This is a genomic window from Niveibacterium sp. (genome assembly GCF_041909475.1).
GTDB lineage: Bacteria > Pseudomonadota > Gammaproteobacteria > Burkholderiales > Rhodocyclaceae > Niveibacterium.
Window position 1 is genome coordinate 67,523 of the sequence record NZ_JAYRDJ010000007.1, and the last position, 15,423, is coordinate 82,945.

14 protein-coding genes are annotated in these 15,423 nt (G+C 62.4%); 11 read left to right on the forward strand and 3 right to left on the reverse strand.

Annotated features, from left to right (window positions below; all coding sequences use genetic code 11):
• Positions 1–152: 152 nt before the first annotated feature.
• Positions 153–902, forward strand: a complete 750-nt coding sequence (locus tag ACE3P0_RS07175) for an SDR family NAD(P)-dependent oxidoreductase (RefSeq protein ID WP_374401438.1) — start codon at positions 153–155, stop codon at positions 900–902.
• 9 nt (positions 903–911) lie between these two features.
• On the opposite strand, the gene ACE3P0_RS07180 is transcribed toward ACE3P0_RS07175, so the two are convergent.
• Together ACE3P0_RS07180 and ACE3P0_RS07185 are read right to left on the reverse strand one after the other, a co-directional pair.
• Entirely contained in the window at positions 912–3,707 is a 2,796-nt protein-coding gene (locus tag ACE3P0_RS07180; protein ID WP_374401320.1) for a DHA2 family efflux MFS transporter permease subunit, read from the reverse strand.
• Positions 3,704–4,237 (reverse strand): MarR family transcriptional regulator, encoded by a 534-nt coding sequence (locus ACE3P0_RS07185; protein ID WP_374401322.1) that lies wholly within the window; start codon positions 4,235–4,237, stop codon positions 3,704–3,706. The genes ACE3P0_RS07180 and ACE3P0_RS07185 overlap by 4 nt, the downstream gene beginning before the upstream one ends.
• A 142-nt stretch (positions 4,238–4,379) precedes the next feature.
• On the opposite strand from ACE3P0_RS07185, the gene ACE3P0_RS07190 reads away from it, so the two are divergent.
• The 9 genes from ACE3P0_RS07190 to ACE3P0_RS07230 all read left to right on the forward strand — a co-directional run bounded on the left by ACE3P0_RS07190 (position 4,380) and on the right by ACE3P0_RS07230 (position 13,044).
• Positions 4,380–6,830 carry a heavy metal translocating P-type ATPase gene (locus tag ACE3P0_RS07190; RefSeq protein ID WP_374401324.1) on the forward strand — a complete coding sequence of 817 codons (2,451 nt, stop codon included), beginning with the start codon at positions 4,380–4,382 and terminating at the stop codon, positions 6,828–6,830.
• A 25-nt stretch (positions 6,831–6,855) separates the two neighbouring features.
• Positions 6,856–7,056, forward strand: coding sequence for a cbb3-type cytochrome oxidase assembly protein CcoS (gene ccoS / locus ACE3P0_RS07195; protein WP_374401326.1), 201 nt, complete (start codon positions 6,856–6,858; stop codon positions 7,054–7,056).
• 334 nt (positions 7,057–7,390) lie between these two features.
• Positions 7,391–8,812, forward strand: a complete 1,422-nt coding sequence (gene ccoN / locus ACE3P0_RS07200; protein WP_374401328.1) for a cytochrome-c oxidase, cbb3-type subunit I — start codon at positions 7,391–7,393, stop codon at positions 8,810–8,812.
• Positions 8,813–8,835: 23 nt separating this feature from the next.
• Positions 8,836–9,441, forward strand: a complete 606-nt coding sequence (gene ccoO, locus ACE3P0_RS07205; RefSeq protein WP_374401440.1) for a cytochrome-c oxidase, cbb3-type subunit II — start codon at positions 8,836–8,838, stop codon at positions 9,439–9,441.
• 14 nt (positions 9,442–9,455) lie between these two features.
• On the forward strand, positions 9,456–9,635 hold the full coding sequence (locus ACE3P0_RS07210) for a cbb3-type cytochrome oxidase subunit 3 (RefSeq protein ID WP_374401330.1): 180 nt from the start codon (positions 9,456–9,458) through the stop codon (positions 9,633–9,635).
• Positions 9,636–9,641: 6 nt separating this feature from the next.
• Positions 9,642–10,550 (forward strand): cytochrome-c oxidase, cbb3-type subunit III, encoded by a 909-nt coding sequence (gene ccoP, locus ACE3P0_RS07215; RefSeq protein WP_374401331.1) that lies wholly within the window; start codon positions 9,642–9,644, stop codon positions 10,548–10,550.
• 111 nt (positions 10,551–10,661) lie between these two features.
• Positions 10,662–12,122: a cytochrome c oxidase accessory protein CcoG gene (gene ccoG / locus ACE3P0_RS07220; RefSeq protein ID WP_374401333.1), complete on the forward strand. Its 1,461-nt coding sequence runs from the start codon at positions 10,662–10,664 to the stop codon at positions 12,120–12,122.
• Between the two features lie 8 nt (positions 12,123–12,130).
• Positions 12,131–12,631: a FixH family protein gene (locus tag ACE3P0_RS07225; protein WP_374401335.1), complete on the forward strand. Its 501-nt coding sequence runs from the start codon at positions 12,131–12,133 to the stop codon at positions 12,629–12,631.
• Between the two features lie 146 nt (positions 12,632–12,777).
• Complete coding sequence (locus tag ACE3P0_RS07230) at positions 12,778–13,044, forward strand: hypothetical protein (RefSeq protein WP_374401337.1); 267 nt, start codon at positions 12,778–12,780, stop codon at positions 13,042–13,044.
• Between the two features lie 37 nt (positions 13,045–13,081).
• On the opposite strand, the gene ACE3P0_RS07235 is transcribed toward ACE3P0_RS07230, so the two are convergent.
• Positions 13,082–13,525: a universal stress protein gene (locus ACE3P0_RS07235; RefSeq protein WP_374401339.1), complete on the reverse strand. Its 444-nt coding sequence runs from the start codon at positions 13,523–13,525 to the stop codon at positions 13,082–13,084.
• 147 nt (positions 13,526–13,672) lie between these two features.
• Between ACE3P0_RS07235 and ACE3P0_RS07240 the strand changes: the two genes are divergently transcribed.
• Positions 13,673–15,421 (forward strand): PHA/PHB synthase family protein, encoded by a 1,749-nt coding sequence (locus tag ACE3P0_RS07240; protein WP_374401341.1) that lies wholly within the window; start codon positions 13,673–13,675, stop codon positions 15,419–15,421.
• Positions 15,422–15,423 lie beyond the last annotated feature (2 nt).

Genomic DNA, 15,423 nt, shown 5'->3' on the forward strand with positions numbered 1-15,423 from the left:
CTATGCGCGGCAGTATTCCACCGTGCGGCGGCCGTGCATAGCGGGATGCCGGCACCCGTGAGCCTTGCTTCGCATTTTCCTCGCAACGACATCTCGTGATCGCCGACTGAGCTACGCTGAGCTCCTTGGATCATCGGCGAATGGGGATGTTCATGCAGTTGGCGGGCAATGTATTCGTGGTGACCGGCGCGGCTTCCGGTCTTGGGGCGGCGGTTTCGGAAGCCTTCGCAGCGGCCGGCGGCAAGGTCGTGGGCATTGACCTGCGAGCACCGGAGCGAGCGCCGGAAGGGCTTGCCGCCCTCGTGCAGGCCGATGTGTGCGACGCCGACGCGGTGCAAGCGGCCCTGACGCGGGCTGCGGATTTCGGCCCCTTGCGCGGTGTCGTCCATTGCGCGGGCATCGCGCCGGCCGCACGCGTGGTCGGGCGCGAAGGCCCGCATGATCTGGCCTTGTTCCGCAAGGTGATCGAGGTCAACCTGATCGGCAGCTTCAACCTTGCGCGGCTCGCTGCGGACGCGATGGCGAAGAACGAGGCGCTGGCCGATGGCGAACGGGGTGTGATCGTGATGACCGCTTCGGTCGCCGCCTTCGATGGCCAGATTGGCCAGGCGGCCTACACGGCATCGAAGGCCGGTGTTGCAGGCATGACGCTGCCGATCGCGCGCGAGCTGGCGGGCTTTGGCGTCAGGGTGGTTACGATTGCGCCCGGCATCATGCAGACGCCGATGATGGCCGGCATGTCGCAGGAGGTTCAGGATGCGCTCGGCGCCGCGGTGCCGTATCCGCCGCGCCTCGGCCGCCCCGACGAATATGCCGCACTGGCGCGGCATATCGTCGAAAACGTGTATCTCAATGGCGAGGTGATCCGGCTCGATGGCGCGATCCGCCTCGCGCCCAAGTAGTTAGCTCGCTCAGTGCCCCGAGGCGCCGCGTGCGCCGAAGGGCGGGCGTGCCATCCACGCCACCAGGATCAGTGCGCCCATGATGGCGCCCGAGAGCATCATCAGATCATTGGTGGCCATCAGATGGGCCTGGCTGGTGACGACCCGGTCCACCTGGGCGAGCGCGCCGGCCGGGTCACCCATCAGGCTTTGCCACTGCCGCAGGTAGGGTTCGGACACCGGATTGCCGGGGTTGAAGTTCTCCGACAGCTGGGCGTGGTGCAGGGTGGTGCGGTGATCCCATAGCGACACCATCACTGCCGTACCGAAGCTCGACCCGATGTTGCGCATGAAGCTCTGCAACCCGGACGCGGCCGCCATGTCGGCCGGCGCGATGCCCGACAGGCTGATCGTGAACAGCGGCAGGAAGAAACAGCTGATCCCCAGGCCGATGAACAGTCGCGCGAGCCCCAGCGTCCAGAAGTCCACATCCGGCGTGAAACGCGCGCTCCACACCGAACTGATGGCGAACACCAGCATGCCGAAGGTCACCACGTAACGGGCATCGGTGCGGTGGATGTTGGCGCCCAGTACAGGCCCCAGCATCACGCCGAAGATGCCGGAGAACGCGATCACCTTGCCGGCCCACAGCGGCGTGTAGCCGACTTCGCTCTGCAGCCACAACGGTTGCACGACGACCACGCCGAAGTAGGCCACCATGCCGATCGTGATGCAGGCCACCCCTATCGAATAGTTACGATGGCGGAACATGCGCAGGTCGACCAAGGGGTGCTTCTCGCCCAGCTCCCACACCACCAGAAAAGTGAGTGCGACGAAGGAGATCAGGCCCAGCGTGATGATCTCGGGCGATTCGAACCAATCAAGTTCGTTGCCGCGGTCCAGCAGCACCTGCAGCGCGCCCACGCCGACCACCAGCAGCGCGAGGCCGATGCGGTCGAGCGGTAGCTGCATGCGCGGTGTTTCGCGCTTGCGCAGCAGGCTCCAGGACATGCCTGCGACGAGCAACCCGAAGGGCAGATTGATCAGGAACACCCAGTGCCACGAGTAGTGCTCGGTGATCCAGCCGCCAGCCAATGGGCCGACGATTGGCGCCAGGATCGTCGTCATCGCCCAGAGCCCCATCGCCATGCCGCGTCGGTTGGGCGGATAGATGCTCGCCATCAACGTCTGCGACAGCGGAATCATCGCGGCCCCGAAGGCGCCCTGTGCAACCCGCGCGATGACCAGCATCGGGAAGCTGAACGCGAGGCCGCACACCAGCGATGTTGCGGTGAATAGCAGTGTCGCGGTGACGAACATCCGCACCTGGCCGTAGCGCAGCGCGAGCCAGCCGGTCATTGGCAGCAGGATCGCTTCCGACACCGCGTAGGAGGTGATGACCCAGGTCGCCTGGGTGTAGCTGACCCCCAGATCGCCCGCGATGGTGGGCACCGATACATTCGCGATCGTCAGATCGAGAATGTTCATGAAGGAGCCCAGCCCGAGCGCAATCGTCGCCAGGATCAGCTGGCCGACGCTCAGCGGCGTCGGCTCGCTGCGACCATCAAGACTCATTTGTGTGCGCCGCTCGCGCGGTTGGCGGCAATGATCTGGGCGATGCGGGGCTCGGCGGCCCCCCCCCCCCCGCGCCTGCGAGGCGAACACATCAGTCTGTTGCGGCGAGCCGGCGCGCACCGAGCGCGCCAGCACTTCGCCGTCACGCGAATGAGTGTCGAGCGAGGCGTGCATCGAAAGACCCACGCGCAACGGGTGCTCAGAGGTCTCGGCCGGGTTCAGCGCAATCCGCACCGGTACGCGCTGCACGATCTTGATCCAGTTACCGGAAGCGTTCTGCGCCGGCAGCACGCTGAACACCCCCCCGGTGCCCGCCCCGAGGCCGACCACGCGACCGTCGAACTCCACGGCGCTGCCGTACAGATCCGATTTGAGCTTGACCGGCTGACCGATGCGCACGTCGGCCAGCTCGGTCTCCTTGAAATTGGCCTCCACCCACATCTGGTCGGGCGGCACGATCGTCATCATTGGTGTGCCGGCGGCGATGCGCGCGCCGACTTGCACCGTGCGTTTCGCGATGTGGCCGCTGACCGGTGCGGCGATCGTCGTGCGTGCGAGCGCAAGCCATGCATCGCGCACTTTCGCTGCGGCCGCCGCGACGCGCGGGTGGGCTTCGAGCGAGGTGTTGTCCACAAGGGCCTGGGCGCCCGCCCGTTGCTGCTGCGCCTGTTCCAGGCCTGATTCGGATTCGGCCACCGCCGCACGGGCAGCGAGCTGCGCCGCTTCGGCGTTCTGAAGCGCGGTGCGCGCGGCCTGCAGCGCCTCGGGCGAAATGAATTTGTCGCGCTGCAGCTTTTCGCGGCGGGCGTACTCATCTTTTGCTTGCTGCAGCGCAATCTGCGCTTGTTCGGCCTGATGGCGAACGCGCTCGATATCTGCGCGGCGCTGCGCGACCTGCGCGGCGGACTGGTTCTCACCAAGGTAGAGCCCGCGCACGCCACGCACAGCGTCAGCCAGCGCGGCCTCAGCTGCCTGCAGCGCAACGCGCGCGTCGGCGTCGTCAAGGCGCACCAAGGGCTGGCCCGCGCGAACGAAGTCGGTGTCGTCGGCCAGCACGGCGCTGACGCTGCCGCTCACCTGCGGCGCAATCTGCACCAGGTTGCCGCCCACATAGGCATTGTCGGTTGATACGTAAAAGCGACCGTGCAGTGCCCAGTAACCAGCAAATGCGATTGCCGCAAGCGCGAAAACGCCGGCAACGGCGCGAAGGGCTCTCTTGCGGGGGGCTCCCGGACTGTGTTCCTGACTCATTTGCTGACCTCGTTGCAGCGCGATGCGTCCGCGCCTGAAATTTGTTCCATGTGGCGCGTCCAGTGGCGCAGTTTTTCCGCCAACGCCGCGACGTCGCCGCCTCCTGAAGGAGGGACCAGCTCGCCATAGAGCCGCCAGATCTGCGGAAAGATCGCGCGAACGCGCTCGATGCCCTGAGTCGTCATGCGGATATCGATCGAGCGCCGGTCAACCGCACTCGGCACGCGCTCCACCCAGCCGCCGGCAACGAGTTCATCGGTTAGCCGCGTCATGTGCGGTCGCGAGAGGCAAACCGCCTGACTCACGCGAGAGGGGTTGTCGGTCGCGTGCTCTGCGCTGTAGATCGACATCAGCACCGACCACGCGGTGTTGTTGAGGCCGTGCGAATGCATCAGCGCGTCGACGTGTTCCTGGATGCCGCGGGCGAGGTGTGTGACAAGCCGCAGCAACATCACTTCCGGATAGGGCAGGTCCGGGTGTTGCGCACGCACCGAATCGATTCGGGCCTGGTAGTGGTCGAATGGGATCATGTCGGGGTAGATAGTTACTTTGGTAACTATTTTTGCATGAGCCCGGCGACTTGTCCAAGCCGTAAGTTGCCGATCCTCGGGGTGCTGTGCTTGAGCGATCTGCTAGGCTCGCGCCCGTACTGCCTGAACCGGAGTCTGACGTTTGACCGAGTATCGCCCTGCCAGTGAGCTGCAGACCTGTTACCACTGCGGCCTTCCGATCGCGCCGGGGACGCAATTCTTCGTCACCATCAACGGTGTGCCGCGCGCCATGTGCTGCGCCGGTTGCGAAGCCGTAGCGAGCGCCATCGTCGCGGGTGGCCTGGGCGATTACTACCGGCACCGCGATGCGCTTCCAGAGGCACGCCGCGAAGCAATGCCTGCCGAACTCAAGGATCTAGGGCTGTTCGATCACGCCGAGTTTCAGAAGGGCTTCGTACGCGAGATTGGCGAACACGAGCGCGAGGCCGACCTGATCCTCGAAGGCATTACCTGCGCCGCGTGCGTCTGGCTCAACGAACAGCATCTGGCACGCCAACCGGGCGTCACCGCGGTACAAGTCAATTACGCCACGCGGCGTGCGCGGGTGCGCTGGGATCCGGCTCAGACAAAGCTGTCGGCGGTGCTCGCCGCAATCGCAGCGATTGGCTACCGCGCGCACCCCTACGATGCGCGCAAGAGCGAACAGCTGGCTGTGAAGGAGCGTCGCACTGCCCTGTGGCGTCTGCTGGTGGCGGGGCTGGGCATGATGCAGGTGATGATGTACGCCTACCCGGTGTACATCGCGCGCGATGGCGACATGACGCCCGACGTGCTGTTCCTGATGCGCTGGGCCAGCCTCGCGCTGACGCTGCCCGTCGTGCTGTATTCGGCTGCGCCTTTCTTTCAGCACGCGTGGCGTGACATCAAGCTGCGCCGTCTTGGCATGGACGTACCGGTTGCTCTGGGGGTGGGCGCCGCCTTCCTCGCGAGCCTGTGGGCGACGCTCGTCGGCGGCGGCGAGGTGTATTTCGATTCGGTCACGATGTTCGTGTTCTTCCTGCTGTGTGGGCGCTTTCTAGAAATGGTCGCGCGACAGCGCGCTGTGCGCGGCGCAGAGGAACTCGGCCGCGTCGTGCCCACCTTTGCTGCGCGTTTCACGAACTGGCCTGCAAGCCAGACAGAGGATGTGCCCGTGATGTCGCTCGCCGCCGGTGACGTGCTGCGCATCCGGCCGGGGGAGGCCATCCCGGCAGATGGCAAGGTGCTCGAAGGTCAGAGCGAGGCCGACGAGTCCTGGCTGACCGGGGAGAGCCGGGCGGTGCCGAAGACGGTGGGTGACCACGTCGCCTGCGGCAGCATCAACGGCAGCGGCCCCCTTGTCGTGCGGGCGGAGCACGTCGGTGAAGAAACCCGCATTGCCTCGATTCGCCGCCTGATGGAGCGAGCATCGGCCGAGCGCCCTCGCATCGTGGAGCAGGCGGACGCGTTTGCCGCGCGTTTCGTGCTGGTGCTGATCGTGCTCGCAGCGGGGGCCGGGCTGTATTGGTGGGTTGTCGAACCTGCGCGCGCAATCTGGATCTTTGCGTCGGTGCTCGTTGTGAGCTGCCCGTGCGCCTTGTCGCTCGCGACGCCGGTTGCGTTAACTGTCGCGACCGACGCACTGGCTCGCGTCGGGCTACTCGTGACGCGCGGCCACGCTATTGAAACCCTTGCGCGGGCCGACCTCTTTGCATTCGACAAGACGGGCACACTCACGCAGGGGCGGCTCGCGTTGTCGGACATCCGTCAAGCGCCTGGCCAAACGAACGCGTTGGCGCTTGCGTCGGCCTTGGAGCAAGCGTCCGAGCACTTGATCGGCCGCGCGCTTGTTTGCGCCAACGGTGCGCGCCCAGCCTTTGAAGTCAGCGCGCTGCGCTCGGTCGCCGGGCGCGGTGTCGAGGGCGCCATCGCGGGTGAGCGCCTGCGAGTCGGTAATCGCAGCTTTGTCGAGGAGCTGGCCGGACCCGCGCCGGACTGGCTCGATGCAGGCGGCGGTCTGACTACGGTATATCTCGGTGGTCAGCACGGCTGGCGCGGGCAATTTACGTTCGACGACGCGATTCGCCCGGACGCCGCAGCGCTGATCAGTGGGCTAAGGCGCGACGGCGCGACGCCGGCAGTCCTCAGCGGCGATGCGCCCGACGCCGTGCGCGGCGTCGCTGCGCAGCTTGAGATTCAGGATGCCCACGGCGGCTTGTTGCCGGAAGACAAGCACGAGGCGGTGCGCCGCTGGCAAGCGGATGGGCGTACGGTCGCGATGGTGGGGGATGGCATCAACGACGCGCCAGTCCTTGCTCAAGCGCATGTTTCGGTTGCGATCGGCAGCGGGACCGAGCTTGCACGTACCCAGGCCGACCTCATCTTGCTTGGTGAGGCCCTCCGCCCACTGTTGGTCGGGCGCCATCTTGCGAAGCGCACGCTTGGCGTTATCCGGCAGAATCTCGCGTGGTCCTTTGCCTACAACGTGTTGGCGATTCCGGCTGCAATGCTCGGTTGGGTGACCCCCTGGATGGCCGGTATTGGCATGTCGGCCAGTTCGCTCCTCGTGGTGTTGAACGCGTTGCGCTTGCGCCAGACCCGCGACCACTACTGAATCGGCCCGGGGGAGGGGCGTACGAGTGGAAATTCTCTATCTGTTGATTCCTTTGTCGGTCGTGCTGGTCTTCCTGATCGGTGTGATCCTTTGGTGGTCGGTGCGCTCCGGGCAGTTCGATGACCTCGAAGGGCCCGGTTACCGCGTTCTGATGGACGACGATTCCGCACCAAAACCGGAAAATCCGGCCCCGAAGGATGATGCGTTGCATCAAACGCAACAGTAGTGACAGGGGGCCGTTGACCTCTGTCAATGCAGCGAGGCAGCTCTCCGCGGATACTGCGTGCAACTGAGTGAGTGGGGCCGCGAAGCCCGTCAGGCTTGCATGTCCCCGCTCGGTACTGTCTCTCTGTTGGGGTTGGGGGTGCGCTGTTGCGCACCCTTTTTTTGTCGACCCTCCGCCACAGCGCTGTTAAAATTTGCAGTGCAACACTACCGCCAGTTGATGGTGGTCAAGAAACAGGCGGGAACTCCCAATAACATCGCTCGCACGATGCACCCGTTTGGTTTCAAGGGGGGTGGTGCATCGTTCTTACATTCCGCTGCTGAGGAAAATCCAGATGCAATCGCAAGCGACTTACAACTATGGAGTCGTGCGGCAGTTTGCCGTCATGACCGTGGTTTGGGGGATAGTCGGCATGCTGGTTGGGGTCATCATTGCTGCCCAACTCGTATGGCCGGAATTGAATTTTGCCGAGTGGTTCCATTTCGGCCGTTTGCGTCCGCTACACACAAACGCTGTGATCTTTGCGTTTGGCGGATGCGCGCTGTTTGCAACGTCTTATTACGTTGTTCAGCGTACCTGTCACACAACGTTGTTTGCGCCTGCGCTGGCGTCATTCACCTTCTGGGGATGGCAGCTGGTCATCGTTCTGGCCGCGATTACGCTTCCGCTCGGCATCACGTCGGGTAAGGAGTACGCGGAACTGGAGTGGCCGATCGATATCCTGATCACGCTGGTCTGGGTGTCCTACGCGGTGGTGTTCTTCGGCACCGTTGCCAAGCGCAAAACCTCGCACATCTACGTTGCAAACTGGTTCTACGGCGGCTTCATCCTTACCGTGGCCTTGCTGCACGTCGTCAACTCGGCGGAAATCCCGGTCACGCTGTTCAAGTCCTACTCGGCCTACGCCGGCGTTCAGGATGCCATGGTGCAGTGGTGGTATGGCCATAACGCGGTGGGCTTCTTCCTGACCGCAGGCTTCCTCGGAATGATGTACTACTTCGTGCCGAAGCAAGCCGGCCGTCCCGTGTACTCCTACCGCCTGTCGGTCGTGCACTTCTGGGCGCTGATCTTCACCTACATGTGGGCGGGTCCGCACCACTTGCACTACACCGCACTGCCTGACTGGACCCAGTCGCTTGGCATGGCGTTCTCGCTGATCCTGCTGGCGCCCAGCTGGGGCGGCATGATCAACGGCATCATGACCTTGTCGGGTGCCTGGCATAAGCTGCGCGATGATCCGATCCTGAAATTCCTCGTGACCTCGCTGGCCTTCTACGGCATGTCGACCTTCGAAGGTCCGATGATGTCGATCAAGACCGTCAATGCGCTGTCTCACTACACCGACTGGACGATCGGCCATGTGCACTCTGGCGCGTTGGGTTGGGTTGCGATGGTGTCGATCGGTTCGATCTACTACCTGCTGCCGAAACTGTGGGGTCGCAACGAGATGTATTCGACGCCGCTGGTTACGCTGCATTTCTGGGTGTCGACGATCGGTGTCGTGCTCTACATCGCCTCGATGTGGGTGGCGGGTGTGATGCAGGGCCTGATGTGGCGTGCGACCAACCCGGATGGCACGCTGACGTATGCGTTCGTTGAAGGTGTGAAGGCGAGCTATCCGTTCTGGCAGATCCGTCTGCTCGGCGGCGCGCTCTTCCTCGCAGGCATGTTCATCATGTTCTACAACATGGTGCGCACCATTGCCGGCCAGAAAGCCTACAACGCCCCGGTGATTGCACCGGCAGCCGCACACTGAGCCAGGAGACCTGAATCATGGCAATGAATCACGAACTGGTCGAAAAGAACCTCGGCTGGCTCATCGTTCTGACCATCCTGACCGTCAGCGTTGGCGGTCTGGTCGAGATCGTTCCGCTGTTCTTCCAGAAATCCACTACCACGCCGGTTGAAGGGGTGAAGCCCTATGATCCGGTACGTCTCGTCGGTCGCGACATCTACATCCGCGAAGGCTGCTACAACTGCCACTCGCAGATGATCCGTCCGTTCCGTGCCGAAACCGAGCGCTATGGCCACTATTCGGTGGCGGGTGAGTTCGTCTACGACCATCCGTTCCAGTGGGGCTCCAAGCGTACCGGCCCGGATCTCGCTCGTGTTGGCGGTCGTTACTCCGATGACTGGCACAAGGTGCACCTGCGCAACCCGCGTGACGTGGTGCCCGAATCCAACATGCCAGCATTTACATGGCTGGATCGGCCCGTCAAGTCGGACGACATCGAGAAGAAGATGTCGGCGCTGCGTACCGTGGGTGTTCCTTACACCGATGCCGAGATCGCCGGGGCACGCAAGCAGCTTGAGGGTGTGAGCGAGCTGGATGCGCTGGTCGCGTATCTGCAAGGCATGGGCACCGCGCTGAAGAGTGTGAAGTGACGGAGGGGGCAGCCATGGACGCGACGACGATTCATTCGCTCTCTACGCTCGTCAGCTTCATCCTGTTCATCGGGATCTGCTGGTGGGCTTACAGCGGGCATACGAAGCGCCGCTTCGACGAAGCTGCCCGGATTCCGTTCGACGACGAGGAGGGTGACGTGCGCGTTGCCTCCTCGGAATCTAACAAAGGATGACGCATCATGAGTGATTTCATTTCCCCGTTCTGGGGCTACTACGTCACGGTGCTGGTCTCGCTGAGTCTGCTGTTCTGCGCGTTTGTGCTGTCACAGAACATGACCAAGAAGCAAGCTGGCCCCGTGGAGCTGCACGGTCACGTGTGGGATGAGAACCTGCAGGAGTGGAACAACCCGCTGCCACGCTGGTGGATGTACCTTTTCTGGATCACGATCTTTTTTGCGCTGGGATACTTCCTGCTGTTTCCGGGCTTTGGCTCCTTCGGCGGCAAGTTCGGATGGACGGCGCACGGGCAGTACGACCTGGAGAAGGCGAAGGCAGACAAGACATTCGACGACAAGTTCTCCCGCTTCGCTCAGATGGACGTGAAGGCGATTGCTGCCGACCCGGAAGCTCGCGAGATGGGTAAGCGCCTTTTCCTGACCTATTGCCAGCAGTGCCACGGTTCTGACGCCAAGGGTGCCAAAGGCTTCCCGAATCTGACGGATGCTGATTGGCTTTACGGTGGCGAACCGGACAAGATTGTCGAGACGATCACCGGCGGCCGCCAGGCTGCGATGCCGGTATGGGCCTCGCTGGGGGCAGACAACATCAAGGACGTCGCGAACTATGTGCGTTCCTTGTCTGGCCTCGCGAACGACTCGATCCGTGCTCAGCGTGGCAAAGACGTATTTGCGCAAAACTGCGTGGCGTGCCACGGCGCCGATGGTAAGGGCAATCAGGCAATGGGTGCGCCCAACCTGACTGACAAAGTGTGGCTGTATGGTTCGTCCGAGGCGACGATCGTCGAAACCGTAACCAAGGGGCGCGCGGGGCGTATGCCGTCGTTCAACGAACTCTTGGGCGACAAGAAGATCAAACTCCTCGCCGCTTATGTGTATGGGCTAAGTCACTCGGAGTCGGGCAAACAGTAAGCCTGGACTTCTCGCCGCGGGGTTTCGCGGTGTGCCGAGTAAGCCAAGATCACCCGAGCCTGTGCTCGGGTGACTTTTTTCTACATTACGAGTTTTGTGGGCTGAGGGGCCATGAACGATTCAGTGCAGCGTCCTGCCGAGGGGCATACGCCCAAACCGAAGGTCAAGCCAAAGACAATACCGATCCGCCCGGTCGAGACCCAGGAGGAGGAGCTCTACGAGGTCCGAAAAAAGGTCTATCCCCGAGCCGTTACCGGCATTTTCGCGACCTGGCGCTGGATTCTCGTTTGGGTCACTCAGATTGTCTTCTACGGCGGATGTTGGCTGGAGTGGAACGGCCGCCAGGCTGTCCTGTTCGATCTGACTCACCGCAAGTTCTACATCTTCGGGCTGGTCTTCTCGCCACAGGATGTTTTCTATCTCGCGATCCTGCTCATCATCTGCGCGTATGCCCTGTTCCTCTTCACGGCGATAGCGGGGCGCTTGTGGTGTGGCTTCGCCTGCCCGCAGACGGTCTATACGCAGATGTTCTTGTGGATAGAACAGAAGATCGAAGGCGGACGTAACCAGCAGATCAAGCTGGATTCGGCGCCATGGGGCCTGAATAAGGTAACGCGGAAGACGGCGAAGTACCTCGTTTGGGGGGCTCTGGCGCTGTGGACCGGCATCAGCTTTGTTGGTTACTTCACGCCCATCAAGGAGTTGCTGCCGAATCTTACGCGAGGCCAGCTCGGTGGTTGGGAGATGTTCTGGATCGCTTTCTATGGCGGCTTCACCTATCTGATGGCCGGCGTGATGCGCGAACAGGTGTGCAAGTACATGTGCCCCTATGCACGTTTCCAGGGCGTGATGTTCGATCCGGATACCTTGGTCATCACCTACGATCAGGAGCGCGGTGATCCGCGCGGATCGCGCAAAAAAGCCAGCGACTATAAAGCGCAGGGCCTTGGTGACTGTGTGGACTGCGGCATCTGTGTTCAGGTGTGCCCCACCGGGATCGACATCCGGGATGGCCTGCAATACGAGTGCATCGGCTGTGCTGCCTGCATTGACGCTTGTGATCAGGTGATGGACAAGATGGGCTATCCACGCGGCCTGATCAGGTACTCGACCGAGAACGCCGTGAAGAAGCACTGGGGCCGCAAGGACATCATTGCGCATGTGATGCGGCCGCGTACCCTGATTTACACCGCGGTGCTATGCGGTATCTGCGTGGCGTTTGTGTGGGGTATCGCTTCCCGTCATTCGGTGCGGATGGACATCATTCGCGACCGCTCGGTGATGGCGCGTGAGGTGGAAGATGGTCTGATCGAAAACGCCTATACGCTGCAGCTGATGAACGTGGCTGAAAGTGCGCGCAGCGCCGAGATCTCGGTGACCGGCATGGAAGGTGTTCGCCTGATTGGCGATGCAAAGGTGCAGATGGAACCGGCCGCGACAAAAACGGTAACCGTTCAGGTGCGTGTGCCGCCGGATATCGCACCGAAGGGCGCCCACAAAATCTACTTCGAATTGCGCACCACCGACAACGAAGTAGTCCTCCGCGAAAAATCTACTTTCCTGATGCCATGAATCCGACAATGCATTCAACCAAGCCCCTCCGCCCCTGGTATCGGGAACCCTGGCCCTGGATTCTCATGGGGCTGCCCGGCACCGTAGTGGTGGCTGGTTTCATTACCTTCTACCTTGCCGCCCACAATACCGACGGCTTGGTCGTCGATGACTATTACAAGGAAGGCCTGGCGATCAACCGCACGCTTGAGCGGCAAGAGACCGCCAGGCGGGCAGGGCTCAAGGGCGAGTTGACGGTCGAAGGAGGCGGAGTCTCTCTCGTCTTGAGGGCGAATGAGGGCTACGTGATGCCGAGTCAGTTGCGTCTTCGCATTGCCCACCCCACGATCGCTGGCCAGGATCAGCTAGTCACTCTTGTTCGCACGGACGACGTCTATCGTGGCGTGATGCATCCGCTTGCTGCGGGGCGTTGGCAGTTTCTGGTTGAAGACGAAGCGCAGACCTGGCGGATTGCAGTCAGTGCGCCGGTGCCGACTGCCACCGCGCTTGCGCTGAAGCCGGGCGCTTGACAAGAGAATCGGACCGGCGACGATAATGCTTCGCCCAGCATCGCGTATGTTGGGCGGGCGCCGCGCCAGATCATGGGCCGGCTCGTTCTGTAGCGGAGAGTCGGTTGGCGCGCTCAATGGCAGCACGTCGGCCCTGGAGGCGAACGATGCAGAAACTGGTTCTGGTTCTTTGGCCCTCGTTCTGGGTCGCGGTGGTCGCTGAGGCCCTTTTCTTCACCGTAATCAACCCGGCCGAGTTCTATCTCTTCGGCGCTCAGGTTGAGTTCTCACCGATCGCGACGTACTCGATCGGATTCGTTGGATTCTGGGCAATCTGCGCAGCATCAAGCTTGGCAACGCTGTTTTACATGCGCACGCCGCAGGAAATTAACCACCTGCCACCGCGTCCACATCACGGCGCGCATATGCATTGAGCAATGCGCCGTGCATGCGGCGCATTGCCTTTTCGGATCAGCGGTAGACCAGAACTGGCACCGTGGTGTGTGTCAGTACCTTCTGCGTTTCGCTCCCGAGCAGGAAGCCTGCAACGCCCTTGCGGCCGTGCGATGCCATGAAGATCAAGTCGCATCCGTGCGTCTTCGCTGCTTCGATGATGGCCTCGTAAGGCAGGTCGCTTACGGATGTGTCGCTATTGGAGGCGACGCCGGCTTTCTCGGCCTCGGCGCGCGCCAGCGCAAGAATCCGTTCAGCTTCCTTCTTTGTGGCGTCGACAAACTGGTCTGGCGTAACTGGCACCAGTAGCGCCCCTTCGCCGTAGAGCGGAATCGGATACTCCTGTTGGGCGAAGAAGAAGGTGATGCGCGCACCGGCCTCCTTGGCGAATTCGATCGCGCGTGAGACGGTACTGCTGGACAATTCCGACCCGTCCGTTGGAACAAGAATGTGTTTGAACATCTTCTGACCTCCGGCGATATACGGCAAATCGATCTTAGGCGGCGGCCATACGGAGGCGTTGACACCGGTCAATCGCGTGCTGCACCGCAATGTCCATTGCTTCCCCGCTGAGTAACATGAAATGGGGAGTTCAGGGCAGGAGGCATCATGGAATCGGGTGAAAACGCAGTCGTAGGCGGCGAAGGGCGTGCTGAAGAGCACAAGCTGTCGCTTGGCGTGGTGGGGCAACAGGTGGCTGCAAGCGTAGACCCCCTGGGCGTTGTTGCGCCAGTGGTGCATGCGCAAATCGCCTGGTGTCTGCATCCACTGGAGTTCGCCGAGCGCTGGAGCCGTTTTTCGGCGGACGCTTGGGCGCTGGCATGCAACAGTTTGTCGCGCGCCGCTGGCGCTCATGTTCCTGATGTGGTGCGTCCGCAAGCGGACGATACCCGGTTCTCCGATCCCGTTTGGTCGCAGAACGCTTCGTGGGCAGCGCTGAAGCAGTGGTATCTGCTGTCAACGCGGCATACGCAGGACATGCTGTATGCCACGCCGGGCTTGTCGGGCACCGAGCGACGCCGCGCTGCGTTCTGGTGGCGGCAGTGGCTGAACGCAGTTGCGCCGACCAATTTCTTGGCCCTGAATCCGGTTGCCCAGCGCGCCGCGGCCGCCAGCCAAGGTCAGACGCTGCGAGCAGGTTGGCAGAACTTTCTCGACGATCTGCGTGCCGGCGACATCCGCATGGCCGACCCGTCGGACTTCAAAGTCGGGCGCAATCTGGCAACGACGCCGGGTGAGGTGGTTGCTCGCACCCGTCTGGTTGAAGTGATCCACTACACGCCCACCGCCGATACTGTGCGCAGCATGCCGGTCGTGATCGTGACGCCTTGGATCAATAAGTTTTACATCCTTGATCTGACGCCTAAGAAGAGCTTGGTGCGCCATCTGCGTGACGCGGGCTTCGACGTCTACATCACCTCATGGAAGAACCCGGACGCTGCGCTGCGTGATGTCCGATTCGATGACTACCTGCAGGAAGGCGTCGCGGCTACGATCGAGACTGCCCGCGCACTGTCGGGTGCGGAGAAGGTGCACGCCGTCGGTTACTGCATCGGCGGCACCGCGCTATCGATGTACATGGCGTGGGCCAACCGCCATTACACGGCTGAAGCCATACCGGTTGCGCATTGGACACTGTTCACGACCCTGGTCGACTTTGCGAAGCCGGGTGATGTCGAGGTATTCATCGACGAGGGAAGCGTTCGCTATCTGACGCGGGCCATGGAGCAGCGGGGGTATCTCGACGGCCGCGACATGGCGGCCTCGTTCCGCCTGCTTCGGTCGAACCCGCTCATCTGGCAGTACGTGGTTCAGGGCTATCTGATGGGCGAGAAGCCGCCCTCGTTCGATGTGTTGTACTGGAACATGGATACCACGCGCATGCCCTATGCGATGCACGCCTGGTATCTGCGCGAGCTGTACCTGAGGAATCGCCTGATCGAGCCCGATGCGCTGACGGTTGCCGGTGAAGCGCTGGATCTTGGTCGGATCACGCAGCCGCTCTATGCCGTTGCCGCCGAAGATGACCACATCGCGCCCTGGCGGCAAGCTTTCCGGGTTGCCAACTTCGTGCGCGGGGACAAGCGTTTCGTGCTCTCGTCGAGCGGCCATATCCTCGGTATCGTTAACCCGCCGGTTCAGCCTCCGAAACGCGAGTACTGGATTGCGGCTGCGCACCGCACCGATAGCGCGCATGGTTGGAGGGGTCGTGCGGAGCACCGGGTCGGCAGCTGGTGGGATGATTGGTTCTGTTGGCTGGATGAGCGCTGCGGTGAACGTATCGCGCCGCCGCCAGTCAGCAATAATGACTTTCCTGCGCTGGCCGCGGCGCCCGGTGACTACGTCATGGAACGCTAGGG